This window comes from Agromyces sp. NPDC052230 (genome assembly GCF_040679595.1).
Classification (GTDB): Bacteria; Actinomycetota; Actinomycetes; order Actinomycetales; family Microbacteriaceae; genus Agromyces.
The window spans coordinates 128,181-153,044 of sequence record NZ_JBFAVC010000001.1; the positions used below are offsets into that span (position 1 = coordinate 128,181).

General features: G+C 70.9%; 23 protein-coding genes. 15 read left to right on the forward strand and 8 right to left on the reverse strand.

Features of this window, described 5'->3' with window-relative positions; all coding sequences use genetic code 11:
- Positions 1–49: 49 nt before the first annotated feature.
- Positions 50–1,234: a hypothetical protein gene (locus AB0K73_RS00590; protein WP_360511132.1), complete on the reverse strand. Its 1,185-nt coding sequence runs from the start codon at positions 1,232–1,234 to the stop codon at positions 50–52.
- Between the two features lie 82 nt (positions 1,235–1,316).
- Complete coding sequence (locus AB0K73_RS00595; RefSeq protein WP_360511131.1) at positions 1,317–1,730, reverse strand: BBE domain-containing protein; 414 nt, start codon at positions 1,728–1,730, stop codon at positions 1,317–1,319.
- 156 nt (positions 1,731–1,886) lie between these two features.
- Here AB0K73_RS00595 and AB0K73_RS00600 point away from each other — a divergent pair, with 156 nt between their 5' ends.
- Positions 1,887–2,936 (forward strand): LLM class flavin-dependent oxidoreductase, encoded by a 1,050-nt coding sequence (locus AB0K73_RS00600; RefSeq protein WP_360511130.1) that lies wholly within the window; start codon positions 1,887–1,889, stop codon positions 2,934–2,936.
- Positions 2,937–3,006: 70 nt separating this feature from the next.
- Here AB0K73_RS00600 and AB0K73_RS00605 read toward each other — a convergent pair whose 3' ends face one another.
- Positions 3,007–3,423 (reverse strand): transferase, encoded by a 417-nt coding sequence (locus tag AB0K73_RS00605; protein WP_360511129.1) that lies wholly within the window; start codon positions 3,421–3,423, stop codon positions 3,007–3,009.
- 273 nt (positions 3,424–3,696) lie between these two features.
- Between AB0K73_RS00605 and AB0K73_RS00610 the strand changes: the two genes are divergently transcribed.
- The 3 genes from AB0K73_RS00610 to AB0K73_RS00620 all read left to right on the forward strand — a co-directional run bounded on the left by AB0K73_RS00610 (position 3,697) and on the right by AB0K73_RS00620 (position 7,649).
- Positions 3,697–4,998 carry a nucleotide disphospho-sugar-binding domain-containing protein gene (locus AB0K73_RS00610; RefSeq protein ID WP_360511128.1) on the forward strand — a complete coding sequence of 434 codons (1,302 nt, stop codon included), beginning with the start codon at positions 3,697–3,699 and terminating at the stop codon, positions 4,996–4,998.
- An 84-nt stretch (positions 4,999–5,082) separates the two neighbouring features.
- Positions 5,083–6,807 carry an ATP-binding cassette domain-containing protein gene (locus AB0K73_RS00615; RefSeq protein ID WP_360511127.1) on the forward strand — a complete coding sequence of 575 codons (1,725 nt, stop codon included), beginning with the start codon at positions 5,083–5,085 and terminating at the stop codon, positions 6,805–6,807.
- Positions 6,804–7,649, forward strand: a complete 846-nt coding sequence (locus AB0K73_RS00620) for an energy-coupling factor transporter transmembrane component T (RefSeq protein WP_360511126.1) — start codon at positions 6,804–6,806, stop codon at positions 7,647–7,649. The genes AB0K73_RS00615 and AB0K73_RS00620 overlap by 4 nt, the downstream gene beginning before the upstream one ends.
- Positions 7,650–7,698: 49 nt before the next feature.
- Here AB0K73_RS00620 and AB0K73_RS00625 read toward each other — a convergent pair whose 3' ends face one another.
- A complete protein-coding gene (locus AB0K73_RS00625; protein ID WP_360511125.1) occupies positions 7,699–8,658 on the reverse strand; it encodes an FKBP-type peptidyl-prolyl cis-trans isomerase in 960 nt (319 codons plus the stop codon).
- Positions 8,659–8,768: 110 nt separating this feature from the next.
- Between AB0K73_RS00625 and AB0K73_RS00630 the strand changes: the two genes are divergently transcribed.
- Complete coding sequence (locus tag AB0K73_RS00630) at positions 8,769–9,593, forward strand: methyltransferase domain-containing protein (RefSeq protein WP_360511124.1); 825 nt, start codon at positions 8,769–8,771, stop codon at positions 9,591–9,593.
- Here AB0K73_RS00630 and AB0K73_RS00635 read toward each other — a convergent pair.
- Positions 9,559–10,449 carry a sulfurtransferase gene (locus tag AB0K73_RS00635; protein WP_360511123.1) on the reverse strand — a complete coding sequence of 297 codons (891 nt, stop codon included), beginning with the start codon at positions 10,447–10,449 and terminating at the stop codon, positions 9,559–9,561. The genes AB0K73_RS00630 and AB0K73_RS00635 overlap by 35 nt on opposite strands.
- Before the next feature lie 184 nt (positions 10,450–10,633).
- Here AB0K73_RS00635 and AB0K73_RS00640 point away from each other — a divergent pair, with 184 nt between their 5' ends.
- The 10 genes from AB0K73_RS00640 (at position 10,634) to mnhG (ending at position 22,230) form a co-directional block, all read left to right on the forward strand.
- The gene (locus tag AB0K73_RS00640) at positions 10,634–11,833 is read left to right on the forward strand and encodes an ABC transporter substrate-binding protein (protein WP_360511122.1); all 1,200 of its coding nucleotides are present in this window, start codon (positions 10,634–10,636) and stop codon (positions 11,831–11,833) included.
- Positions 11,834–11,876: 43 nt separating this feature from the next.
- Entirely contained in the window at positions 11,877–12,713 is an 837-nt protein-coding gene (locus AB0K73_RS00645; RefSeq protein ID WP_360511121.1) for a branched-chain amino acid ABC transporter permease, read from the forward strand.
- A gap of 1 nt (position 12,714) precedes the next feature.
- On the forward strand, positions 12,715–14,736 hold the full coding sequence (locus tag AB0K73_RS00650) for a branched-chain amino acid ABC transporter ATP-binding protein/permease (RefSeq protein WP_360511120.1): 2,022 nt from the start codon (positions 12,715–12,717) through the stop codon (positions 14,734–14,736).
- On the forward strand, positions 14,733–15,437 hold the full coding sequence (locus AB0K73_RS00655; RefSeq protein ID WP_360511119.1) for an ABC transporter ATP-binding protein: 705 nt from the start codon (positions 14,733–14,735) through the stop codon (positions 15,435–15,437). Before AB0K73_RS00650 ends, AB0K73_RS00655 begins: the two co-directional genes overlap by 4 nt.
- A gap of 162 nt (positions 15,438–15,599) precedes the next feature.
- Positions 15,600–18,632 carry a Na+/H+ antiporter subunit A gene (locus tag AB0K73_RS00660; protein ID WP_360511118.1) on the forward strand — a complete coding sequence of 1,011 codons (3,033 nt, stop codon included), beginning with the start codon at positions 15,600–15,602 and terminating at the stop codon, positions 18,630–18,632.
- Positions 18,629–19,180 carry an NADH-quinone oxidoreductase subunit K gene (locus AB0K73_RS00665; RefSeq protein WP_360511117.1) on the forward strand — a complete coding sequence of 184 codons (552 nt, stop codon included), beginning with the start codon at positions 18,629–18,631 and terminating at the stop codon, positions 19,178–19,180. The genes AB0K73_RS00660 and AB0K73_RS00665 overlap by 4 nt, the downstream gene beginning before the upstream one ends.
- Positions 19,177–20,793, forward strand: a complete 1,617-nt coding sequence (locus tag AB0K73_RS00670) for a Na+/H+ antiporter subunit D (RefSeq protein WP_360511116.1) — start codon at positions 19,177–19,179, stop codon at positions 20,791–20,793. The genes AB0K73_RS00665 and AB0K73_RS00670 overlap by 4 nt, the downstream gene beginning before the upstream one ends.
- The gene (locus tag AB0K73_RS00675; protein WP_360511115.1) at positions 20,790–21,602 is read left to right on the forward strand and encodes a Na+/H+ antiporter subunit E; all 813 of its coding nucleotides are present in this window, start codon (positions 20,790–20,792) and stop codon (positions 21,600–21,602) included. The genes AB0K73_RS00670 and AB0K73_RS00675 overlap by 4 nt, the downstream gene beginning before the upstream one ends.
- Positions 21,599–21,871, forward strand: coding sequence for a monovalent cation/H+ antiporter complex subunit F (locus tag AB0K73_RS00680; RefSeq protein ID WP_360511114.1), 273 nt, complete (start codon positions 21,599–21,601; stop codon positions 21,869–21,871). Before AB0K73_RS00675 ends, AB0K73_RS00680 begins: the two co-directional genes overlap by 4 nt.
- Positions 21,868–22,230: a monovalent cation/H(+) antiporter subunit G gene (gene mnhG, locus AB0K73_RS00685; protein ID WP_360511113.1), complete on the forward strand. Its 363-nt coding sequence runs from the start codon at positions 21,868–21,870 to the stop codon at positions 22,228–22,230. Before AB0K73_RS00680 ends, mnhG begins: the two co-directional genes overlap by 4 nt.
- A gap of 27 nt (positions 22,231–22,257) precedes the next feature.
- Here mnhG and AB0K73_RS00690 read toward each other — a convergent pair whose 3' ends face one another.
- The 3 genes from AB0K73_RS00690 to paaD all read right to left on the reverse strand — a co-directional run bounded on the left by AB0K73_RS00690 (position 22,258) and on the right by paaD (position 24,863).
- Positions 22,258–23,043, reverse strand: a complete 786-nt coding sequence (locus tag AB0K73_RS00690; RefSeq protein WP_360511112.1) for an enoyl-CoA hydratase-related protein — start codon at positions 23,041–23,043, stop codon at positions 22,258–22,260.
- A gap of 108 nt (positions 23,044–23,151) precedes the next feature.
- On the reverse strand, positions 23,152–24,366 hold the full coding sequence (gene paaE / locus AB0K73_RS00695) for a 1,2-phenylacetyl-CoA epoxidase subunit PaaE (protein ID WP_360511111.1): 1,215 nt from the start codon (positions 24,364–24,366) through the stop codon (positions 23,152–23,154).
- Positions 24,366–24,863 (reverse strand): 1,2-phenylacetyl-CoA epoxidase subunit PaaD, encoded by a 498-nt coding sequence (gene paaD / locus AB0K73_RS00700; protein ID WP_360511315.1) that lies wholly within the window; start codon positions 24,861–24,863, stop codon positions 24,366–24,368. The genes paaE and paaD overlap by 1 nt, the downstream gene beginning before the upstream one ends.
- Position 24,864: the final 1 nt, after the last annotated feature.

Genomic DNA, 24,864 nt, shown 5'->3' on the forward strand with positions numbered 1-24,864 from the left:
GTCAGCACGCCGACAGCCGCCGTCCCAGCCGTCCCAGCCGTCCCAGCCGTCAGCCGAGCGCGAACCGCAGCTCGGCCATCGCCGGACCCGACCAGACCGCCCCGTCGAGGTCCTCGCCACGTACCGTGACCACCTTGCCGCCCTTCGCGATGACGAGAAGCGCGAGCTGGGGCAGCACGTCGCCCGCGACCGTGCCGTCGGAGAGGTGCTCGCCGCTGCCGTTGCCCGTGGCGAACTCGATGGCGCCTGACTCCTGGTCGAGCGTGCCGTTGACCGAACTCGTGAAGTCGAACCAGAGCGTCTCGACCGCGCCATCGGCGGCGAGCCGGCCGATCGCCGCGAGGTCTCGTTCGACGCGACCGGCGCTGCCTTCGGTGAGGCCGCGGAGCGCCTCGTGCGCCTCGTTGACGTTGAGCCGGGCGAGCTCCTCCCGGATGGCCTCGTCGATGTCGGCGGGGCTCAACCGGTCGGGTCCGCCGTGCACCGCCGCCATGCGTCGGCCGTTGCGAGCGCGCTCCATGAACTGGCTGAGCATGGGCTCGGCCGCGAAGACGAAGAGCGGCACCCGCTCGTCGGGATCATGCACGGCGAGCTCCTGCCGCACCGCATCGGCGACCCGCTTGGCATAGGTGTCGAGCGTGGCGGGTTTGCGATCCTCCTCGTTCACACCCCGATCGCCGTGGCCGCCGCCGCGACGGCGGCCCGTGTAGCCGGGCGCGCGGTTCGCGGCATCGTCGGCGTTCTTCGGCAGCGACGGGTCCACCGGCATCTGCACGGCACGGTCGGTGGCGGTCGCGTGCCAGAGCGACCACTCGTTCCCCGAGATCGCGACGGCGAACGCCTCCTGGTCCTGGCTGGGAGCCCGCAGGAGCTGCCCGAGCGTGAAGTGGGTGCCCACGTGCACGGCGTCGTCGAGGCGGTTGGGCAGCACGTACACCTCGCTGAATCCGGGAGCGACGAAGATCGCCAGCGACCTCGACAGTCGCCCCCAAAGCTTCTGGTCGAGGAGGATGGCGTCGCGCCCGCGTCGCAGGTCGTCGATCACGTGCCCCGGGGCATCCGTCGCCTTCACCTGCTCGATCGCGGCGTCGAACGCGCTCTTCACCGCGACCTCGGCACGCTCGCGTTCGCTCACGACGGGTGAGGTCGAGGCATAGATGGTGACGGCCGGATGCTGCGGACCCGCCAGCTTGGCGAAATCGGCGGTCGTGGGCAGTTCGTAGTGGAGCGTCATTCAGTCCCTCCCCCAGGATCACGCGACAGCGGTGTCGCTCGCCCCCAGCCTATGAAGGCCCGAGCGCGAGCGACACCCCCCGTCAGCGAGCCACGGGGTGGTTCGACCGGATGACGCCGGTCGGGTCGAACCGGCGCTTGATGTCGCGCAGACGTTCGACCCGGTCGCCGAACAACTGGGCCGCGGAGCGGCCGTGCTCGGCGAAGTTGAGGTAGTCGAGCTCGGCTCGCCAGGGCTCGACCCGCGAGAGCAGCCGGCCGAGGGATGCCGCAAGCGCCTCGCCCGCGCCCGGCATCGCGAGGCCCACGCCGAACACGAGGTATGCCGCGTCGAGACCGGCCACGACGCCCGGCTCGGGCGTGCCGCGACCGATCGCCGACACGCGCGCGACCTCGGGCCGGACGCCGCCTCCGAGGTGGCGGATCTCGGCCGAGAGCAGGGCGCAGTCGGCGTCCGGGCCGACCGCGTCGGCCGCGGAGAATCCGACGGCGCACACGAACGCGATTCCCATCCAACGGCGGGGGCGACGCCCGGACGACAGGGTGCGCCCTCCGATCACCTCAGGGTTATCCCGCGGTCGGGCCCCAGCTGGGCCGCGGCCTCGCCTCGGGCTCGCGGAATACCGCCGACGGCGTGCCGGTTGCCGTTGTGGATGGCTTCCTCCCTCCGACTCTCCGTGCTCGATCTCGTTCCCGTGCGCAGCGGCCAGCCCAGTTCGGGCGCGGTCGCGGCATCCGTTCGCCTCGCGCAGGTCGCCGACCGGCTCGGATACACGCGCTACTGGTTCGCCGAACACCACAACATGCCCGCGGTCGCCTCCACGACCCCGCCGGTGCTCGTCGCCGCGGCCGTGTCGCGGACGGAGCGGATCCGGGTCGGTTCCGGCGGCGTCATGCTGCCGAATCACGCACCGCTCGTGGTCGCCGAGCAGTTCGCGGCACTCGAGGCGCTCGCTCCGGGCCGCATCGACCTCGGCATCGGCCGGGCGCCGGGGAGCGACCCCGTCATCACGCAGCTGCTGCGCATCTCGGGTCCGACCGCCGACGTCGACCGGTTCCCCGACCACGTCGCCGACATCCTGAGCCTGCTCTCACCCGACGGCGCGACGCTGCGGCTCACGAGCGGGCGCGAGTACGCGATCACCGCGACACCGGCGGCGACGGATGTCCCCACGCTCTGGCTCCTGGGTTCGAGCGACTACTCGGCGAAGCTCGCCGCCGAGCTCGGGCTGCCGTACGTGTTCGCGAACCACTTCTCGGGCGAGGGACTCGAGCGGGCGCTCGAGCTGTACCGCACCGGGTACCGGCCGAGCGAGCGGCATCCGACGCCCGAGACGTTCCTGACGGTGAACGCGTCGGTCGCCCCCACCGTCGAGGAGGCCCGCGCCCGCGCGCTGCCGCAGCTGCGCTCGATGGCGCGCCTGCGCACCAACCGGCCCATGCGGCCGCTCGAGACGGTGGAGGAGGCGCAGTCGGCGCCCGCCGATTCGGTCGTCGACGAGCTCATCGCCGGCATGGAGCGTCGCTGGATCATCGCCGACGCCGACGGCGCCGCGAGCGAACTGCGCGCGCTCGCCGAGCGGCACGGCATCGACGAGGTCATGGTGTCGCCGATCGCGGGTTCCTTCGGGGCCGAGGCGACGGATGCCGCGCCCGGTCGTGAGCAGACGCTCACGCTGCTCGCCGAGGAGCTGCTGGCTTGACGACATGGCGATGCCCCGGGCCATTCGGCCCGGGGCACCCGTCTGCCTCGATGTCGTCGGCAGGGCTCGCTCAGGCGGCGAGGCCGAGCCGGCGCAGGTCCTCGGTCGACGCGCGGTACTCGTCGCCGTCGGCCACGGTGGTCTCGCGCGGTACCCGGGCGCCGTTCTGCACGCGCGCATCGGCGCCGACCGTCGCATAGGGGCCGATGACGGCGTTGCGGCCGACGACCGCGTGGCGGCCGACGTGCGCGTTGACGCCGACGACGGCGCGCTCGGCGACGATGGCGTCGCGATCGACCCAGGCACGCGGCCCGATCTGCGCCCCGCGCTGCACTTCGGCACCGGGATCGACGTAGGCCGTCGGGTCGACGAAGGCCGTCGGGTCGACCTTGGCGGTCGTGGCGACGAGGCCGCGACCGTTCACGTGCTTGCGGTAGCGACGCAGGACCCCGGCTTCGTCTTCGAACTCGACGTAACTGATGCCCACGTTCTCCTCCTTCCGACGTGGTGGCTCCACGCCCGGACACTGGTACAACACCCCCCGTGACCGGCACATTCCCGGAATCCTTCGACATCGAGACACCGTGCGACAGCCCAGCTCGGTGCCAGCCCTGAAATCCCGTGGTGGCAGCACTGGACGGCACCGGAGTAGCTTGTCGAGAAAACCTCGTCTTGCTAGCTTCGCTGCTCGTACACGGCTTCGGCCGCATGGCGCGGCGCGGCCCCGCGCCGGTCGGAATCCAACCCGAAAGACCAGCTGATGTCGACCTACCTCCTGTGCGCGAACCCCATCCAGGGCCACGTCGCCCCCATCATCGCGATCGCACGCCACCTCGTCTCGCGAGGCCACGACGTCACCGTGCTCACCGGCTCGCGCTTCCGGGATGCCGTCACGGCCACGGGCGCCGACCACCGCTCGCTCGCCGGCATCGCGGACTTCGACGACCGCGTGGTGCAGGACCACCTGCCCGACCGCGACCAGCACCGCGGCATCGCGAGGCTCCGGTACGACGTCGAGACCATCTTCATCCGCCCTGTGCCCGACCAGACGCGCGCGCTCGAGGCGGCCATCGCCGAGTTGGATCCCGACGCCGTGCTCGTCGAGGCGGCCTTCGCGGGCATCCTCCCGCTGCTCCTCGACGATCCCGCCAGCCGTCCGCCGGTGCTGGCCGCGGGCGTCATCCCACTGAGCCAGTCGAGCACGGATGCCGCACCGTACGGCCTCGGGCTCGCGCCGAGCGCGTCGCCCATCGGACGGATGCGCAACCGCGCACTGAACGCGTTCGTGCAGAAGGTGGTGTTCCGCCGCACCCAGGAGCTCGCCGACGACATCATGGCCGAACTCGGCCGGCCGCAGCTCTCGAACTTCGTGCTCGACCTCTCACGCCTGTTCGACCGGTTCCTGCAGCTCTCGCCCGAGGAATTCGAGTATCCGCGTCGCGACCTGTCGCCGAACCTGAGGTTCGTCGGCACCGTGCTGCCGCCGGCGCCCGTGACCGGTTCACTGCCGGAGTGGTGGCCCGAGCTCGACGGCGACCGACCGGTCGTGCACGTCACGCAGGGCACGATCGACAACAAGGACTTCGGCCGCGTCGTGCGCCCGACCCTCGACGCCCTCGTCGACCGCGACGTGCTCGTGGTGGTGGCGACCGGCGGTCGCCCCGTCGAGGAACTCGGCCCGCTGCCCGCGAACGCCCGCGCGGCGGAGTTCCTCCCCTACCACCGGCTGATGCCGAAGACCGACGTGTTCGTCTCCAACGCCGGCTACGGCGGCACGCAGTACGCCCTGAGCCACGGCGTTCCGCTCGTGACGGCGGGTGACACCGAAGACAAGCCCGAGGTGTCGAGACGCGCCGAATGGGCCCGAGTGGGCGTGAACCTCCGCACCGGCACGCCGACGGCGGGCGCCGTGCAGCGCGCCGTCGACACGGTGCTCAACGACCACGGGTACCGCGTCCGCGCACAGGTGCTCGCCGCGCGGATCCGCCAGTACGACACGTTCCGCCTCATCGAGTCCGAACTCGAGGCCGCCTCCGGCGCGACTCGACCGCACCTCGTGTGAGGCGGTTAGGCTGGCCTGAGCCGACGCCATGCCGTCGGCTTCGTCTCCGCCGGCTCCCGTGCCGGCCCGATCCGGGACCCGCCCATGCCAGCCGCCCCGCTGCTCGAGCTGGATGCCGTGCGCATCCGCCACGAGGGAGCGACGCGTGCCACGCCCGACGGGGTGTCGCTCGAGATCCGCCCCGGCGAGGTCGTGCTGCTGCTCGGGCCGTCGGGCTGCGGCAAGTCGACGCTGACGCTCGCGCTCGACGGCCTGGTGCCGCACGCGATCGCCGCGCACCTCGACGGCACCGTGCGGGTCGCGGGGCTCGACACCCGCGAGCACCCGGTGGCCCGGCTCAGCGAGCACGTCGCCATGGTCTTCCAGGATCCCGACGCGCAGGTCGTCACGGGGACCGTGCTCGACGAGGTCGCCTTCGGCCCCGAGAACCTGCTCCTCCCGGCCGAGGCGGTGCTGGAGCGGGCCGAGCGCGCCCTCAAGCTCGTCGGCCTCTGGGACCGCCGCGGCGACAACCCCGACGTGCTCTCGGGCGGCGGACGCCAGCGGCTCGCCATCGCGTGCGCCCTCGCCCTCGCCTCCCCCGTGCTCGTGCTCGACGAGCCCACCGCGAACCTCGACCCGGCCGGCATCGACGAGGTGTACGCGGTGCTCCGCGAACTCGCCAACGAGCGCGACCACGCCATCGTGCTCGTCGAGCACAACCTCGACGCCGCCGTCGACATCGTCGACCGCGTGGTGGTGCTCGACGCCGCAGGCCACATGGTGGCCGACGGATCCGTCGACGACGTGCTGCGGGATCGCGCCGAGGAGCTCGTCGCGCTCGGCGTATGGCTTCCCGTCTCCACGCTCGCCGGCATGCGGCTGCGCGCGGCCGGCGTGCCGATCGGCGCCCTGCCGCTCACCCCGTCGGAGCTCGCCGCCGCCCTCGAGGCCGTGGAGGCGCTGCCCGCACCCGTCGCCGAGTCCGCGCGCGATGAGTCCGCTGCCGCCTCGCCCGCGATCACCGTGCGCGACTGCTCGGTGCGCCGCGGCGGACGGCGCGGGCCGGTCGTCGTCGACGGGGTCGACCTCGACGTGGCATCCGGCGATTTCCTCGCCGTCGTCGGCACCAACGGCGCCGGCAAGACCACCCTCGTGCAGGCCATCGCCGGAGTGATCCCGGCGCCGCGCGGCACGGTCGACGTGCTCGGCATGGACCCCTCGCGAACCTCCGCACGCGAGCGGGCGCGCCGCATCGGCTTCGTCTTCCAGAACCCCGAGCACCAGTTCGTCGCGCACACCGTGGCCGAGGAACTCGACCTCGGGTTCCGGCTGCAGGGCGTGCCCGACGACGAGCGCCCGGCCGAGGTCGAGCGGATGCTGCGCCGCTTCGGCCTCGAGGAGCTGCGCGACCAACATCCGTTCCTGCTCTCGGGCGGGCAGAAGCGGCGGCTCTCGGTGGGCACGGCGCTCGTCGCCGGCGCCCCCGTGCTCGTGCTCGACGAGCCGACGTTCGGCCAGGACCGCGCTCGCGCCGCGGAGCTCCTGGGCATCCTCGGCCGGCTGAACGCCGAGGGCACCACGGTCATCGTCGTCACCCACGACCTGCAGCTCGTCGCCGACCACGCGACCCGCGTCGCGGTCATGCAGGGCGGGCGCGTCATCGGCGCGGGCCCCACCGGCGAGGTGCTCGAGGGCCCGCTCATCGAGGCTGCGGGGCTGCGTCATCCGCCGCTCGCGCGGGCGACCCGCAGCCTCGTACGGCATCCCGAATGGCAGCAGGTGACCCGGATGTCGCAGCTGCCGCACTCGGTCGGTGCGGTCTCGTGAGCACGGCCGCGTCGACCGTGGCGACCTCGCCCAACCCGTACGCCGAGCAGGCGCCCGTGCCTCCCGCGCGCTTCCTGCACGCGCTCAATCCCCTCGCGAAGCTCGTCGCGCCGCTGCCCGCGATGATCCTCATCGTGTTCACCCGCGACCACGCCACCCCGCTCGCGTTCGTCGTGCTCGCCCTCGTGCTGCTCCTCGTCGGCGCGCGGCTCCGGGTTGCGGTCGTCGCGGCACTCGTCGTGGGCACGGTCGCGGGGGTCGCCGTGCTCGGTGCGACGTTCGGCGTGTGGGTCGACCCGTCGCGCATCGACGACACGACGGCCGGGGCATCCCTCGTGCTCATGCAGGTCGGCGGCTGGCGCTTCACGCTCGCGGCCTACCTCATCGGACTCGCGACGGCGCTGCGCGTCGCGGCCATCGTGCTGCTGTCGCTCATCGCCGGACTCACCACCTCGGGGCCCGAACTCGTGCGCGCGCTCGTGCAGAACCTCCGGGTGCCGTACCGGGTGGGCTACACCGCGCTCGCGGCCCTCCGCTTCGTGCCGAGATTCCGGCACGAGCTCGAGGTCATCAGGGCCGCGCACCGGGTGCGCGGCATCGACACGGGCCGCGGCCCGGTGGACGCGGTGCGGCGGTTCATCTCGTACTCGATCCCGCTGCTCGCGAGCGCGATCCGTCACGCCGAACGCGTCGCCCTGGCGATGGAGGCTCGCGCGTTCGGCGCGCACGACGCTCGCACCGAGCGGATCCTCAGCCGGTGGCGGCTGCGCGACACGGCGTTCGTGGCCGTGTTCTGGCTCGCCACGGCCGCGATCGTGTGGGCGGGCCTGCTCGCCGCATGATCCGGGGCTGGCCGAAGCGCGTCGTTCGTTCGGGGCCCAGCCGGCCTGTCTACTCGACGGACGCGGTGTCCTCGATCTCGACGAGGAACACGAGCGTCTGGCCGCCGAGCGGGTTCTGCTCGCTCTGCTCCGCTCCGTAGGCGTACTGCGGCGGGATGGTGACGATGAGCTTCGTGCCGACCTGCTGGCCGACGAGCGCCGCACCGAAGCCCTGGATGACCTGGTCGGTCGGGAACTGCGCCGGCTCGCCGCCATAGCTCTCGTCGAAGACCTCGCCCGTGTCCCAGCTCGTGCCCTGGTAGTGCAGCGTGACGTTGTCGCCGGCCTGCACCTCGTCGCCGTCGCCCTTCTCGAGCACCCTCAACTGGAGCTCGGCCGGCGGCGGCGTCGCGGGCAGCGTCACGGTGGGCGCCTCGCCCTCGGCGCCGAACTTCACCTCGGGCACGTTCTCGGTCCACTCGGAGGGCTTCAGCGCCTCCTGCACCTCGACGACATCGACGACGATGACGACGGTCTCACCCGGGGCCACACCGATCGTCTCGTTGCCGGCATCCCCGTAGAGCGTCGCAGCAGGTGCGACCGTGACGGTGCGCGTACCGATCGGCACGCAGTCGATGCCGGCGAGGAAGGCCTCGAACACGGTGCTGTCGCCGGCGGTGATGGTGGCCGGCTGCGAGAACAGCTGCTCGCCACTCACGCCCGAGAATGCGCTGACGATGGCGTTGACGGGGTCACCGGCGACCGTCTCATCGCCGTCGCCCTCGATGGCGATCGTCCGCTCGAGGTCGTCGGCCTCGAGCGGAGTCGTGAAGGTGGCGGCGGGCACGTCGGTGAACTCGCCCTCGACCGTGACGCCGTCGCTCAGCGACCCGGAGGAGAGATCCATGCAGTCCGCCGCGGCGGTCGTCTCGGGGGCTTCCGGCTCGGACCCGCCCGCGCAGCCGGCGAGGACGAGGGCGGTTGCGGCGGCGAGTGCGACGGGCGCGGCACGGCGCAGGGCACGATTCATGACGGGAGGTCTCGTTTCGATCGGAAAAAGGCGGGAGTCCCAGTCTGCCCGCTCCGGCTTTCGATTGCCTGAGTCTTCGCGTTCTGCCAGATCAGGGCGACAATGGGCGAATGGGGGACACGACGACGGTACCCGATTTCGCGGAGGAGTTCGCCAGGGGGGCGGCGGCGTTCGCGGAATTGGACGAGGTGCTCTGGAATCCGATCTCGACCGCGGCGGTGGCGCGATCACGCCCGCAGTTCGATGAACGCGTGCTCGACGCGTGCTGCGGCGACGGGGCATCCGCCCTGCCGACCGCGGAGCTCGTGAGCGTCGGCGGCCTGGTGGATGCCGTCGACCTCTCGGAGCCGCTCATCGATCTGGTACGGGAGCGAGCGGGCGAGCGGATGCCGCAACTGCATCTGCACGTCGCGGATGTCACGACCTGGGAGCCCACGGGATACGACCTGGTGCAGTGCGTGCTCGGCGTCTTCTTCTTCCCCGATATCGAAGCCGGCACCCGGCATCTCATCGAGCGAGCGCGCCCCGGCGGCCGCGTGATGGTGACCGTGTGGGCGCGCGGCGCCATCGAGCCGCTGCCCGAGCTGCTCGTGCAGGCGCTGCCCGATGACGCGGCATCCGAGCTCGATCTCGAGGAGCTGACCAGGCCGACGATCGAGGACGCCGACACCGCAGGCAGCCTGGCTCGCTGGCTCACGGACCTCGGGCTCACCGACGTGCGCGCCGAATCCGTGAAGCGGCATCTGGACCTCACACCGGAGCTCGCCTGGATGCTCGTGCGCGGCACCGGGCTCCGAGCGATCGTGTCGGGGGTCGACGACGCGGAGCTCGAAGGTGTGCGCGAGCGTTACCTCGCCGCGCTCGACGACGGCGAGGTGCGGACGGCCGACATCACGACGCTCATCGCGGTGGGGCATCGGCCGGAGGAGGAGTAGGGCCCGCATCGGGGCCTGTGGCGACGGGCCGGTCGGGGTCGTTCGACCACTGGCTCCAGGAGCCCGGATAGAGTGCCGCATCGACGCCCGCGATGGCGAGGGCCGCGACCTCGTGCGCCGCGGTGACGCCCGAACCGCAGTACGCCGCAACGGGCGATCCGGGCTCGACGCCGCGTGCGGCGAACCGCGCGCGCAGCGTCTCGGCTGGCAGGAACCGGCCCTCGCCGTCGAGGTTGCCCGCGCTCGGCGCCGACCGTGCACCCGGGATGTGTCCCGCCTTCGGGTCGACGGGCTCGACCTCACCGCGATACCGCTCGGCGGCGCGCGCATCGAGGAGCACGCCGCGGAGCGGGAGGGCCGCGGCGCCGTCGGCGTCGATCACGGGCATGCTTCCGAAGCGCGCGGTCGCGTCACCTGGCGCGGGCTCGGTGTCTCCGGTCTCGAGCGGATGCCCCGCGCCGGCCCATGCGGTAAGCCCGCCGTCGAGCATGCGAACGTCCCCGACGCCGGCGTGGCGGAGCAGCCACCACGCCCGGGCCGCCGACTGGTTGCCGAGGTCGTCCATCACCACGACGGTGTCGCCGTCGCTGATCCCCCATGAACGCATGGCGCGGGTGAAGTCCGCCTCCGACGGCAGCGGATGTCTCCCCTGGCCACGTGCGGCGTGGTCGGCCAGCTCGTGATCGAGGTCGACGTACACGGCTCCCGGGACGTGACCGTCGCGGAATGCCGGGGCGCCGTCGGGCTGCGAGAGACTCCAGCGCACGTCGAGCACCACGGTGCGGGCGCCCGTTCGTCGGGCGCGCTCGTCGTCGAGTCGGCCTGCGAGTTCGTCGGCGGAGATGAGCAGCGGCATGGCCCCATCCTCTCCCGTGCGCTGCACGCGGGATGATGTGTATCAGTTGCATCACGACGGCTTGCCAGCGCTCCTGACGCAACGTATCGTCGGAAGAACCGAAATAGTGACCGAATGGTCGGTCATGAACTCGGACCCTGCTCAGCGACGAGATCCCGACTCGGGCTCAAAGGAGAGTTCTACCATGCACCGTGCGCAGCGCCGCCTGCTCATTCCCGCCGCCGTCGCGGCATCCATCGCGCTCGCCTTCACCGGCTGCTCATCGTCGAACTTCGGCGGCGGCGGCGGAGACAACGGTGACGGCGCCGCCGAAGAAGGCCCCATCAAGATCGGCGCCGTGCTCGACATCACCGGTGTCGGTGCGAACCTCGGCGTTCCCGAGCAGAACACGCTCAACATGCTCTCCGAGCAGCTCAACGAAGACGGCGGCATCAACGGCCGCGAGGTCGAGCTGATCATCAAGGACAACCAGTCCACCGAGGATGGCGCCGCCAAGGCCACGACGGAACTCATCGAGAACGAGCAGGTCGACCTCATCATCGGAGCGTCGCGCACCGGCCCCTCGCTGGCCATGCGTCCGCTCGTCGAGGCGGCGCAGCTGCCCACGATCTCGATCGCGGCGAACGCCGCCATCGTCGAGGGCTCCGAGTGGGTCTTCAAGACCGCGCAGAACGACGTCGTCGTGCTCGAGCGCATTCTCGACCACGCCGAGTCGCAGGGGTACACCAAGATCGCCCTCGCCCGCGACGCCACCGGCTTCGGTGAGGGCATCGCCGACATCATCACGGAGCTCGGCGCCGAGCGCGGCATCACGCTGACCGCGACCGAGGCCTTCGAGCCGAGCGCGACCGACTTCACCGCCCAGATGACGAACCTGCGCGGCGCGGACGCCGACGCGGTCATCATCTGGGGCATCACGCCGTCGGCCGGCCTGGCACAGGCTGCCTACGTGCAGATCGGTGTCGGCAAGCCCGCCTACCAGTCGCACGGTGTCGCGAACGCCGCGTTCTTCGAGGCCGCGGGCGACGCCGCCGAGGGTGCCATCGCGCCGATGGGCCGCCTGCTCGTCGCCGACCAGCTCGAAGAGGACGACCCGCAGAAGGAGGTCATCGACGAGTTCATCGCGGACTACACCGAGGCCTTCGGCAACCCGCCCTCGAGCTTCGCGGGCCACGCGTACGATGCCTGGAAGATCGGCGTCGCGGCGATCGAGGAGGCCGGCACCGACCCCGAGGAGCTGCGCGACGCGATCGAGGCGACGAGCGACTTCGTCGGCATCTCAGGCGTCTTCACGATGACCCCCGAGAACCACTCGGGCCTCACCGCCGATGCGCTGATCCTGGCCATCGCCGAGGGCGGCCGCTGGAACCTCCACGAAGAGTGAGCCACGTCCGTTGACTGATTTCCTCCAGCTGACGGCGGCAGGGTTGTCACAGGGTTCTGTGTACGCCCTGCTCGCCGTCGGCCTCATCGCCACGTACACCGTGCGGCACGTCGTGAACATCGCCCAGGGCGACTACGCGATGCTGGCCGGCCTGGGGACCATCTCCCTCCTCAGCGCCGGCCTGCCGCTGCCCATCGCCATCCTCATCGCGCTCATCTCCGTCACGCTCGCCTCGGTGCTCATCGAACGCGTCGTGATCGCGCGCGTGAAGAACCTCACCACGCTCGTGTCCATCATCCTCACGCTCGGCGTCTCGACGCTGCTGCAGGCGATCATGCTGCTGGTGTGGGGCGCCGAGGGGCGCCGAGTGCCCGCCTTCCCCGGTGACGACCTCCTCATCGGTGGCGTCAGCATCCGCTCGCAGGAGCTCTGGATGCTCGGCACGCTCGTCGTCGTCGGCGGCGGGATCCTGCTGTTCTACGAGAAGACCCGCTGGGGCAAGGCGCTCCGCGCATCGGCGGAGCAACCCGTCGCCGCTCGGATCGTGGGCATCTCACCTGCCCTGGCATCCGTGATCGCGTTCGCCATCGCCGGTCTCGCCGGTGCCGCAGCGGGCGTCGTCTCCTCGCCCATCTACCTCTCGATCTGGTCGGGCGGCCTGCTGCTCGGTCTCAAGGGGTTCGTGGCGGCGGTGCTCGGCGGCCTCGTGTCGTTCCGGGCCGCGATCGTCGGCGCACTGCTGCTCGGCGTGCTCGAGTCGTACGTCGCCGGGTACGTGGCATCCGGCTGGAAGGACGGCGTCGCGTTCGTCATCCTCATCGTCGTGCTCATCATCCGTCCGGCCGGCCTCATGCTGCGCCCCAGTGCCGTAAGGGTCTGACGTGTCGCTCCTCGAGAAATCCTCCCCGGCCGTCCGGTCGAAGACCGGGTTCTGGCCCAACAACCGCTCGACCATCATCGGCGTGGCGATCCTCGTGATCATCGTGATCCTCGTGCCGTTCACGGCGAGCTCGACGATGATGAACATCGCCGTCTTCTCGATGATCTTCGCGCTGCCCGCGATCGGACTGTCACTGCTCATGGGCCTCGCGGGCCAGGTGTCGCTCGGCCAGGCCGCGTTCTTCGCAATCGGCGCCTACACGCACGCGATCCTGCTCCAGAAGTTCGAGATGCCGGGCGTCGTCGCCGCCACCGGCGGGGTCGTCGCCGCCATGCTGGCGGCGCTCCTCGTCGGGCTGCCGATGCTCCGCCTGCGCGGGCACTACCTGGCGCTCGCGACCCTCGGACTCGGTTTCATCGTCATGATCGCCGTGCGCGAATGGGAGTTCACGGGTCGCACGACCGGCATCTACGGGTTCGGACGACCCGAGGTCTTCGGCATCCCGATCGACAACAACGGGCTGTTCTTCTGGTACGTCGCCCCGTTCGTGATCATCGGCCTCGTGCTCGCGCTGAACCTCACCCGTTCACGGGCGGGCCGAGCGCTCTCGGCCGTCAACGACTCCGAGCTGGCGGCCGAGTCGCTCGGCGTGAACACCTACGCCCTGCGCGTGAAGGTCTTCACGCTCTCGGCGGGTTTCGCCGGCCTCGGTGGCGTGTTCTACGCCTACCAGGTGCAGATCGTGTCGCCGCAGATGGCGGAGTTCCACGTGTCGGTGGAGCTGCTCCTCATGGTGGTCATCGGCGGCCTCGGTTCGGTGTGGGGCGCCGTCGCCGGCGCCTTCATCGTCGAACTCCTCTCCGAGGGCCTCCGCGACGTCATCCCTGCGCTGATCCCCGGCGCAACCGGCGAGGTGCAGCTGATCGGCTACGGGCTCGTGCTCGTCCTCGTCATCTTGCTGCTTCCCGGTGGTCTCTACCAGGCGGTGCAAACCATCTGGGCGGGCATCCGACGTCGTACTGAGGCGCGACGCACCACGGCGGCCGCGAAAGCCGCGGCGAAGACCGCCGACGGCACGGCCGACGCCGGCACCGGCGAACCGCCGACGCGCGCGTTCGGCGGAGTACCGGGCGAGCCGGTCGTGCCCCAGGGCGCTGCGCCGGTCGAGGACGAGGTCGAGGCCGTGCTCAACGTGCCGACCGTTTCGACCCCGCTCACCGCTGGTGAGCCGATCCTCGAGGTGAAGGGGCTCACGAAGCGCTACGGCGGCGTCGTGGCCGTCGACGACGTGAGCTTCTCGGTTCCCGCCGGACGCATCATGGGGCTCATCGGACCGAACGGCGCCGGCAAGACCACGTGCTTCAACATGATCACGGGTGCGATCACGCCGACGGCCGGCACGGTGACGTTCCTCGGCGAGGAGGTGCAGGGCCGGAAGCCGCACGTCGGCGCCGTTCGCGGGTTGTCGCGCACCTTCCAGAACCTGCAGGTGTTCTCGTCGACCGACGTGCTCGGCAACGTGTACATGGGTCGCTACCGCAAGGGCCGCGCCGGCATCATCCGGGGCATGCTCGGCCTGCAGGGTCGCGAGCAGTACCGCAATGAGGAGATCGCGCGCGACATCCTCGACATCATGAACCTCGGCGACGTCGCCACGCTGCCGGCCGGTGACCTGCCGTTCGGCCGCCAGCGCATGATGGAGGTCTGTCGCGCGCTCGCCTCCGAGCCCGCACTGCTGCTGCTCGACGAGCCGATGGCGGGCCTCTCGGGCCGGGAGCGCGACATGCTCGCGAACCTGCTGCGGGCGCTCCGCGATGCCGGCCTCACGATCGTGCTCGTCGAGCACGACGTGGCGCAGGTCCTGGCGCTCGCCGACAGCGTCGCGGTGCTCGACGACGGCGTGCTCATCGCGCACGGCGACCCCGAGTCGGTGCGCAACGATCCCGCGGTCATCGTCGCGTACCTCGGCACCGACGCCGAAGAGGCGAAGCACGAACTCGAGGAACTGGAGGAGCACGCATGACCCTCGTCGTCAATTCGCTCGACGCGGGCTACGGCAAGCTCGCGATCCTGCACGAGGTCAGCCTCGAGGTCTCGGAGGGCGAGATCCTGACGGTCGTCGGCTCCAACGGCGCCGGAAAGACCACCCTGCTGCGCGCGCTGAACGGCATCATCCGGCCGACGTCCGGTACGGTCACGCTCGACGGCAAGGACATCACGGGCCGGTCGACGGAGCGGATGGCGGCGCTCGGGCTGATGCACGTTCCCGAGAACCGACTCTGCTTCCCATCGCTCACGGTGCGCGACAACCTCATGCTCGGCGCGTGGAGCAAGGGCGGCAAGGGCGACCTCGATGCCGTGCTCGAGCTCTTTCCGCGGCTGCAGCCGCGGCTCGGGCAGGCGGCGGGCACGCTCTCGGGCGGCGAGCAGCAGATGGTCGCCATCGGCCGCGGCCTGATGGCTTCGCCGAAGGCGATCATGCTCGACGAGCCCTCGATCGGCCTCGCGCCGAAGGTCGTCGCCGAGATCATGAAGGTGCTCACGCAACTGCGCGAGCGGGGCCTCGCGGTGCTCCTCGTCGAGCAGAACGTACGTGCCTCGTTCGGCATCGCCGACCGCGCGATCGTCATGCAGCGCGGACGAGTGGTGCTCGAGGGCACCCCAGCCGAGCTCGTCGAGCTGCCCGAGGTGCGCAACGCCTACCTCGGAGGCGCGGCCGCCTAGGTACCGCCCACCACGCACGGCGACGGATGCCGCGGTGATGTCCCGCCGGCGGCATCCGTCGCCGTTCTCGATTCCGCTCTGAGCATGCGACTCGCCGATTCGGGCCGCGGTGCGCCCCGGTAAACTGGCCGGACGGGACGTTGCGAGCGCGGGGAGAGTGGGATGATCACCAGCCTCGCTGTCTTCGCCGCCGTCGCACTGCTGACTCCCCTGCTGACGAGGTGGCTCGGCCGCCGTGTGTTCCCCGTCATCGCGCTCGTACCCGCCGTCGTCTTCGTGCTGCTGCTCACGTGGCTTCCCGGCGTCCTCGCGGGGGATCCCGTCGTCGAGGTCGTTCCGTGGATCCCGCAGCTCGACCTGGCCATCTCGTTCCGGCTCGACGCGCTGGCGCTGCTGCTCGCCCTCATCGTCACGGGTGTCGGCGCACTCGTGCTGCTGTACTGCACGCAGTACTTCGACGACGACGAGCCCGCCCTGGGCCGGTTCGCGGCGTTGCTCCTCGCGTTCGCGGGCGTCATGCTCGGCCTCGTCACCGCCGACGATGTGTTCCTGCTGTTCACGTTCTGGGAGGCCACGAGCGTGCTCTCGTACCTCCTGATCGGCCACTACACCGGTCGCAAGGAGAGCCGTGGTGCGGCGCTCCAGGCGCTCACCGTGACGACCTTCGGCGGGCTCACGATGCTCGTCGGGCTCGTGGTGCTCGTCGTCGCCGGCGGAACGACGTCGCTGGCGGAACTCATCGCCGATCCGGTCGCCGGGCCCGCGGCCGAGTGGGGCATCGCGCTCGTGCTCGTGGGCGCGATCTCGAAGAGCGCGCTCGTGCCGTTCCACTTCTGGCTGCCCGCCGCAATGGCCGCGCCGACGCCGGTCTCCGCCTACCTGCACGCCGCGGCGATGGTGAAGGCGGGCGTGTACCTCGTCGCCCGGCTCTCGCCCGGCTACGCCGACATCTCGGTGTGGCATCCGCTCATCATCGTGATCGGTGGATTCACGATGCTCGTCGGTGGCTGGCGTGCGCTGCGGCAGTCCGATCTCAAACTGCTGCTCGCCTACGGCACGGTGAGCCAACTGGGTTTCCTCGTGCTCGTCACCGGCTTCGGTACCCGTGACGCGGCACTCGCCGGCGTGGCACTGCTCATCGCGCACGCGCTGTTCAAGGCGGCGCTCTTCCTCGTCGTCGGAATCGTCGACCACGCCGCGGGCACCCGCGACCTCCGCCGACTCTCGGCGGTCGGCCGTCGCATGCCGGTGATCGCGACCATCGCGTTCCTCGCCGCCGCATCGATGGCCGGCCTTCCGCCGCTCCTGGGCTTCGTGGCCAAGGAGGGCGTGTTCACCGCGTTCCTCGAGGCAGCGGTGGACGGCGACGTGTGGGCATGGGCGGCCCTCGCCGGGGCGTTCCTCGGCTCGGTGCTCACGGTGGCGTACACGGCCAGGTTCCTCTGGGGTGCGTTCTTCGCCAAGCACGGAGCCGGGCCCACGACGCTGCACCCCACGGGCCCGCTGATCGGCATCGCGCCGGGCGCGCTCGCCATCGCGAGCCTCGCCTTCGCCCTCGCGGTCCCGTTCGTCGAGCCGCTGCTCGCCGCCTACGCCGACGAACTGCCCGGCCCGAACGAGTACCACCTCGCGCTGTGGCACGGATTCGAGCCCGCACTTGCGATCTCCGCGCTGGTCTTCGCCCTCGGCGCGTTGCTCGTCTGGACGCGCGTGAGCGTCGCACGCCTCCAGTCGTCGGTGCCCCACGCCATCGACTCGGGTCGCGGATACCTCGTGATCGTCGGGGCGCTCGACCGGTTCGCCGCCGCCCTCACCACGTTCATCCAGGCACGCGGCGTCGCCGGCTACGTCGCCGTCATCACCACCGTGTTCGTCGCGGGGCTCGGCGTCGCCACGCTGCGCAACTCGACCTGGCCCGCCGACGTCCGTCTCTGGGATGCGCCCGGGCAAGCCCTCATCGCGGCCGTCATCGCCATCGCGGCGATCGCCGCGGCCATCGTGCGGCAACGGATGACCGCGGTGCTGCTCGCGGGTGTCACCGGCTACGGGCTCGTCCTCCTGTTCGGCACGACCGGCGCACCCGATCTGGCCCTCACCCAGGCGCTCGTCGAGACGATCACGGTTGTGGTCTTCGTACTCGTGCTGCGCCGTCTCCCCCGCCAGGTGGCCGTGCGCAGCCAAGGGGTCGGCACGCCGGTGCGCATCGCGATCGGCGTGTTCTCGGGCACGGTCATGGCGGTGATCGGGTTCGTCGCGCTCGGCGCTCGCGTGCGACCCACCATCGCCGAAGGACTGCCCGCCCTCGCCGTCGAGGCGCACGGCAAGAACATCGTGAACGTGATGCTCGTCGACATCCGGGCGTGGGACACGCTCGGCGAGATCTCGGTGCTGGTCGCGGTGGCGACGGGTGTCGCGAGCCTCATCTTCATCTCGGGCAGAACCGGGGGTGCGCCGCGCCTCGACGTGCCCACGATGCGCCGCGAACGGCTGCGACCGCTCCCCGAACCGGCCGACACCATGCGCGGCGCGCGGGCGAGCCTCGCCGACACGGCGGACGAGACGGATGTCGCCGGGGAGGCCGCAGCGACGCGCCAGACCTGGCTCCTCGCGGGCCGCACGCTCTCGCCTCGCAATCGCTCCATCCTGGTCGAGGTGCTCGTACGGCTGCTCTTCCACCCGGCCATCGTGATCTCGGTGTACCTGCTCTTCGTGGGGCACAACGCGCCGGGCGGCGGGTTCGCGGGAGGTCTGGTGGCGGGACTCGCGTTGGTCGCGCGCTATCTCGCCGGCGGTCGATACGAACTGGGCGAGGCGGCTCCGATCGATGCCGGCCGTCTCCTCGGCGTCGGCCTCCTGCTCGCCGCCGGAACGGCGACGCTGCCCCTGTTCTTCGGTGCCACCGCATTCGAGTCGTCGTGGTTCGAGGCCGACGTGCCGGTACTGGGGACGCTTTCGATCGGCACCTCGACGCTCTTCGACATCGGGGTGTACCTGGTGGTCGTCGGACTCGTACTCGACATCCTCCGCTCGCTCGGCGCCGAGATCGACCGCCAGCGGGAAGACGCCGACGAACACGGGCTGCCCGATGCCATCGCCCCGGAAGACGACTCGCTCCACCCCGACACCCCGCACGACGAGCGCCGGGCCGCGCCCGCCTCCATGGGTACCGCTGCCGACGAGGAGGCCCGCACATGACCGCCTCGTTCACCCTCGTGCTGGTCATGGGCGTGCTCTTCGGCTCGGGCATCGCCATCATGATGGAGCGGAGCCTCACCCGCGTGCTCATCGGCTTCCTGCTCGTCGGCAACGGCGTCAACCTGCTCATCTACGTCATGAGCGGCACGCCCGGACTGGCGCCCATCCTCAGCGAGGGCGTGGAGGCATCCGAGATCTCCGATCCGCTGCCGCAGGCGTTCATCCTCACGGCGATCGTCATCAACCTCGGCATCACGGCCTTCCTGCTGGCGCTGCTGTACCGCAGCTGGTGGCTCGCGCAGCTCGGCGCGCGCGGCGACCTCGTCGACGACTCGGCCGAGCACGTCGAGGACGCCGAGGAGACCGCCGACCTCATCCGCAGCTCCGCCGCCGACGATCAGGCGGTGCAGGAGATCATCGACGCGAGCGACGAGGAGTTCCGCGCCGTCGACGAGGAATTCGATCCGTCCGCAGGACCTGGCGGCGATGAGCGAAGCGCGAAACGCGAACGCGCGTCCGATCGCCGGCGTGGAAGGAGGACCCCGTGACCAGCGCCGCCCTCGTTCCCCTCGTCGTGCTCCTCCCGCTCCTCGGGGCTGCCTCCGCCCTGATCCTCGGCAGGTACCGGCGCGCCCAGATGATCGTGAGCAGCACCGTGCTCACCGCCGTCGCGGCCATCGCCGCGGTGCTCCTCGCCGAGGTGGACCGATCGGGCACCGGTGTCGCGGTCGTGCTCGGTGCCTGGCCGGCGCCGTACGGCATCGTGCTGGTGGTCGACCGGTTGAGCGCGATCATGATCATCATCTCGGCGCTCATGCTCCTCGGCGTGCTCCTCTACGCCGTCGGGCAGGGCGTCGCCGACCGGAACCGCGAGACGCCCGTCTCGATCTTCCACCCCACCTACCTGATCCTGTCGGCGGGCGTCTTCAACGCGTTCATCGCGGGCGACCTGTTCAACCTCTACGTCGGGTTCGAGATCCTGCTGTCGGCGAGCTACGTGCTGCTCACCCTCGGCGGCACCGGCGAGCGCATCCGGGCCGGCGTCACCTACATCATCGTGAGCCTCGTCTCGTCGCTGTTCTTCCTGAGCGCGATCGCCCTCATCTACGGCGCCACGGGCACCGCGAACATCGCGCAGCTCTCAGTGCGTCTGGCCGAGCTTCCCCAGGACGTGCAGCTGATCCTGCACCTGCTGCTCCTCATCGCGTTCGGCATCAAGGCGGCCGTGTTCCCGCTCTCGTTCTGGCTGCCCGACTCCTACCCGACCGCGCCTGCGCCGGTGACGGCGGTCTTCGCGGGTCTCCTCACGAAGGTCGGCGTGTACGCGATCATCCGCGCCGAGACGGTGATCTTCGCCGAGAACGACCTCACGCCGCTCCTCATGGTCCTCGGCGGACTCACGATGCTCATCGGCATCCTCGGCGCGCTCACGCAGGCCGACATCAAGCGTCTGCTGTCGTTCACGCTCGTCAGCCACATCGGCTACATGATCTTCGGCATCGCGCTCGCGAGCGTGTTCGGCCTCGCGGCCACCGTGTACTACGTCGTGCACCACATCACCGTGCAGACGACGCTCTTCCTCACGACAGGTCTCATCGAGCGGTTCGGCGGGGCCACGTCGATCAACCGGCTCGCGGGCCTGCTCGCGGCATCCCCCCTGCTCGCGATCCTGTTCTTCGTGCCGGCGCTGAACCTCGGCGGCATCCCGCCGTTCTCCGGGTTCCTCGGCAAGGTGGGCCTGTTCGTCGCCGGGGCGGAGGCGGCCGGGGGTGCGGATGCCGCGGACGCGATCGGCCCAGGCACGTCCGCGCCGGGCTGGCTCATCTGGATGGTCATCGCGGTGGGTGCGCTCACCTCGCTCATCACGCTCTACGCGCTCGCGCGCTTCTGGAACATGGCGTTCTGGCGCGGCCGTGACGAGCTGGCGGGCTACGAGTCGGTGCTGCTCTCGTCCGTGCAGGAGGCACCCGACGGCGGCGTCGTCACCGCCACCCGCACCACGCCCTGGCTGATGGTGGGGGTCACCACCGGCATGGTGATGCTGACGCTGCTGCTCACGGTCTTCGCCGGGCCCCTGTTCGACCTCGCGACCCGGGCCGCCGAGAACCTGCGCGACCCGGCGGTGTACGTGTCGCTCGTGTTCCCGGGAGGTGTCGAATGAGCAGAGCGGATGCCACGGCGTCGCCGGCTGAACCACGCGACGGCCTGCCGGCCGACGGCCTGCCGGCCGACCACCTGCCCGACGAGCCCGACGCCCCCGAGTTCTCCCGCTGGGAGGCGGTGTGGCGCCAGCTCCCCCTGCTCATCGCGCTCGTGGTGCTGTGGGTGTTCCTGTGGGACCACGTCGACGTGCTCACCATCACCACGGGCGTGCTGCTCGGCGTGCTCGTGACCCGCTTCCTGTACCTGCCGCCCGTGCTCCTCAGCGGCCGGTTCCATCCGGGGCGTGCGCTGGTGCTCGGGTTCAGGATGATGTTCGACGTCGCGGTCGCCTCGATCCAGGTCGCCGCCCGCGCGGTCTGGCCGACCTGGCAGCCGATGAACGCGATCATCGCCGTGCAGCTCCTCACCCGCTCCGACCTCATCACGACGCTCACGGCCGAGGCGATCACGGTCGTGCCCGGCACGGTCGTCGTCGACATCGACCGCGAGCGCGGGCTGCTCTACCTGCACGCCTTCGGCACCCGCACGCAGGCCGACCTCGACAAGGTGAGGAAACACGTGCTCGGCATCGAGGAGCTCATCGTGCTGGCGATGGGCACCGGCGAGCAGGCGGCATCCGTGCGGCACGCGCGTCGGGAGCGCCGCAAGGGTCGGTCCACGCCGATCGAGCCACCGAGGCCGCGCGGGGTTCGCGAGGTGGCGCCGCATGAGACGGCGGAGCGGCATCCGCTCGACGACGACGACCCCCGCACCGGCGGCCGCGGCCGCGGCCGCGGCGACGATCCCACGAAGGGAGACCGCAAATGACCCCGCTCGAGCTCATCGGCCTCGTGGCCGGCGCGATGTTCGTCATCGGTGCGGTCGCCGCGGTGGTGCGGATCATCCGCGGCCCGTCGATCCTCGACCGGGCGCTCGCAACCGACGTGCTGCTCGCCATCGCCATCTGCGCCCTCGGCACCGAGATGGCCGTCAACCGGCACACCGACACGCTCGTGGTGCTGCTCGTGCTCGCGGTGTTCGCGATCCTCGGCTCGATCGCGATCGCCCGGTTCATCGGACAGCAGGACGAATCATGACGCCCGCAGAGCTCGGGATCAGCGCGCTCCTCCTGCTGAGCGGCTTTCTCTCGATGTCCGCCGGCATCGGCGTGCTGCGCTTCCCCGACGTGCTCACGCGCCTGCACGCCGCGACCAAGCCGCAGGTGCTGGGACTCGCGGTGGTGCTCCTCGCGATCGTGCTGCGCGTTCCGTCATGGGGCGTGCTGTCGACCGTGGTGCTCATCATGACGTTCCAGCTGCTCACGCAGCCCATGACGGCGCACATGCTCGGCCGCTCGGCCTACCGCAGCGACCACGTTCGCTTCGACCTCCTGATCGAGGACGACCTCGGCCGCGACATCGCCGAGCACGATCGCGGGCCGGGCTCGGCGGGCTGACGCGTTGAAGCCGCCCGCCGACGCGCCTCAGGCGCGCCCGGTGAACGTCGGCGTGCGCTTCTCCTGGAACGCGGCGAACCCCTCGCGGTAGTCATCGGTATCGCAGAGCTCGGCCTGCGCGCGGTTCTCGTTCGCCATCGACGTCCACAGGCCGAGACGCTCGTCGCGGAGTTCGGCGACGAGCCGCTTCGACGCCGCGAAGGCGAGGGTGGGGCCGGATGCCGCGGCGTGGGCCGCCGTGCGGGTGGCATCCGTTACCTCATCGGCGGGGAACACCTGCGAGAACAGGCCCGCGGCCACGGCCTCGGACCCCGACATGAGCCGGCCGGTGACGATGAGGTCCATCGTGCGGTGCGCGCCGAGCCGCTCGACGAAGAGCGCGTGACCGCCCGAGTCGAGGGTGGCGCCGAGGTTCTTGAACGGGGATCCGATCTTGGCGTTGTCGGCGACGTAGACGATGTCGCTCGCGATGAGGAGCCCGAGCCCCACGCCGAGGCACGCGCCGTGCGCGACGGCGAACGTCGGCACCGGAAGGCGCGACATCCGCTGCAGCAGCGGCTCGACCTTGCCGCCGAGGTACCCCTGCACGTCGTCGTTGCGCGGGTCGACGCCCGAGATGTCGCGGCCGGCGCAGAACGCGCGCCCCTCGCCGCGCAGCACGAGCGCGCGCACGCGTCCTTCGGATGCCGCAGCCTCGACCTGCTCGTACGCGGCGGCGAGTTCGGCGAGCGCCGCCTCGTCGAGCGCGTTGAGCTTGTCGGGAGCGTTCAGCACCACTTCGGCGACGCCGCCGTGGATCTCCAGTTCGATCATGCGGGTTCCTCCAGTTCGATCACGCATCGGGGTCGCTTCCGGCCTTCCGCGCAACGCCCGCGCGATCATTCTGGCCGGAAACGACCCTCGGGAATGGAATCGCCCCGCCTAGACGTCGTAGTCCACCACGACGCGGTCGGACTTGGGGTGCGACTGGCACGTGAGCACGTATCCACGCTCGAGCTCCTCGGGCTCCAGCGCGTAGTTCTCGGTCATGTTCACGCTGCCCTCGACCACGCGGGCCCGGCAGGTGCCGCACACGCCGCCCGCGCAGGCGAACGGGACATCCGACCGCACCCGCAGGGCGGCGTTGAGGATCGACTCGTTCGCCGAGACCGGGCTCTCGACGCTCGAGGTCACCCCATCGAGGTTGAACTCGATCGCGACCGTGGGCTCGCCACGCTGCACGACGACGGGACGCCCGTGCTCGCCCTCGACGCGGTCGGCGGAGTCGGTCGTGAACAGCTCGTAACGCACGTGCTTCGTCGGCACACCCGCCGTCTCGAGCGTGTCGCGCGCGAGCTGCACGAGCTCGAACGGCCCGCACAGGAACCACTCGTCGACCGTCTCGGGGTGGATGAGCATCTCGAGCATCTTCTGCAGCTTCTCGGCGTCGATGCGACCCGAGAGGAGCGGCGCGGTGCGCTGCTCGCGCGAGAGCACGTGGTGCAGCGCGAGCCGCGACGGGTAACGGTCCTTCAGCTCGGCGAGTTCCTCGAGGAACATCACGTCGCGCGTCGAGCGGTTCGTGTAGACGAGGGTGAACCGGGCCGAGTCCGAACGAGCGAGCACCGTGTGGGCGAGCGCCATCAGCGGCGTGATGCCCGATCCGGCGGCGATGCCGACGATGTGCTTGCCGTCGAGCGCCTCGAGCCCCGACGTGAAGGTGCCCTGCGGGCTCATCACGTCGAGCGAGTCACCCGCCTTCAGCTCGGAGTTCGCCCACGTCGAGAAGCGGCCGCCGAGGTCGCGCTTGATCGCGACCGAGATGCTGCCACGGCTCGGCTGCCGGCACAGCGAGTAGCTGCGTCGCAGCTCCTTGCCCTCGAGCGTCGCACGGATCGCGACGTACTGGCCCGGCAGGTACGCGTAGTCGTCGGCGAGCTTGTCGGGCACGTCGAAGGTGACCTCGACCGCGTCATCCGTGAGCGGTCGCACCTCGGCGACGTCGAGCGTGTGGAACCGGGCACGGTGGCGCTTGGCCACGTGCTCGCCCCCGACCGCGCTCTGCAGGAAGGCGGACGCCGTCGCGGCATCCGCTTCGGCCCCCTTGGCGCTCGCCGAAGGGCGGGCAGCGAAGGACCCGAGATTACGTGCAGCCATCAGAGCACCTTGAAGTAGTCGAAGGGCTCGAGGCAGTCACGGCACTCGTAGAGCGCCTTGCACGAGGTCGAGCCGAAGCGGGCGATCTCTTTCGTGTTGATCGAGTTGCAGCGGGGGCACTTGACCGCCATCTGCACGCGCACGGGTCCGCCGCGCACGGCCGCGTGGCCGGTCGGAGCCTGGATGCCGTACTCCCGGAGCTTCTGCTTGCCGTCCTCGCTCATCCAGTCGGTGGTCCACGCCGGTGCCAGCACGAGGTGCACGTCGACGTCGGGGTAGCCGGCGTGGGTGAGGGCGAGCACGACGTCGTCGCGCATGGCGTCCATGGCGGGGCATCCGCTGTACGTCGGAGTCAGCTCGACGTGCACGGCGCCGCCATCCTCGACCGACACGGAGCGCAGCACGCCGAGGTCTTCGATCGTGAGCACGGGGATCTCGGGGTCGGTCACGGTCGCGGCGATATCCCACGCCCGGCGGGCGGCCGGGTCGGTGGGCAGC